Below are 854 nucleotides of genomic sequence, written 5' to 3' on the forward strand. Positions count from 1 at the left end.
GCGCCAGCACGTCCATCAGCCAGAAGCTCTTGCCCGACCGCCATTGCGCAGGCTCGAGCATCTGATTGGCCATGACCCGGCGCTCGGCGTCCTCGTTGAGAAGACCCCATGTCACCGCGCCGCGCGGTATACCGTCCTGATAGAAAATCTTGACCTGCTGAAGGTCGATTGGCGGCTGAATCACGCGGCGGATGGCATGAAACGGCCAGTCACGATGCCGCGGCGAGCGGAAATACAGGAAGCTCAGCGCGCCGTAGAGATGGATCGCATCCTTCGAGGGAAACTCCGGCTCGATACTCTTCTTGACCACCACCGGCACCCACAATCGACTGATATAAAATCTTCAGTCAATGTAACTGGTATCCTAGCGTGTCGGTATCAGCAACCGTGGGCATCAGTTCCGCAACGGAATTTGTGAACCAGGCCGAGGTTATGACCGAATTACCACAGTCGCCTCTCCGCGCCGATGTTCCTCCGGCGCGCGGCGAGGTGTGCAACACCGCTGCAGGACGGTTCGCGGCGCGAATCCCGTCCTGCAGCCTGGAAAAATTCGTCGTTTCGAGGCCTATCGACCACAGGGCCACGCCAGCCGCGACGCGCACACAACGAGGACAGGACGGCGATGCCCAGCCACGTTGCCCTTCTGCTCATGCAGCGCAGAGACGAGCCATCAACTCGGCCGCGTCGCGATCGACCGCCTCGGCGAACGAGGCGATGCCGAGGCGCGTGCAGATCGCCTTCGGCAGCTGGCGCCGGGCCGAGATGCGCACGCGGCGCATTTCCGGGATCAGCCGCTCGCTGCCATAGAGCGCGAGGTATTCGGCGTAGTTCTCGAAGTCCTTGCGGCCGACGTA

General features: G+C 62.2%; 2 protein-coding genes. Both read right to left on the reverse strand.

Going from position 1 to position 854, the window contains the following annotated elements; all coding sequences use genetic code 11:
- On the reverse strand, positions 1 to 313 hold a 313-nt coding region (locus I5731_RS00225), incomplete at its 3' end, for a toxin-activating lysine-acyltransferase (protein ID WP_197309344.1).
- Between the two features lie 334 nt (positions 314 to 647).
- A partial coding sequence (locus I5731_RS00230) for a hypothetical protein (protein ID WP_197309345.1) occupies positions 648 to 854 on the reverse strand: 207 nt, incomplete at its 5' end.

The sequence above is a fragment of the Methylobrevis albus genome (genome assembly GCF_015904235.1).
In the GTDB taxonomy this organism is placed as follows: domain Bacteria; phylum Pseudomonadota; class Alphaproteobacteria; order Rhizobiales; family Pleomorphomonadaceae; genus Methylobrevis_A; species Methylobrevis_A albus.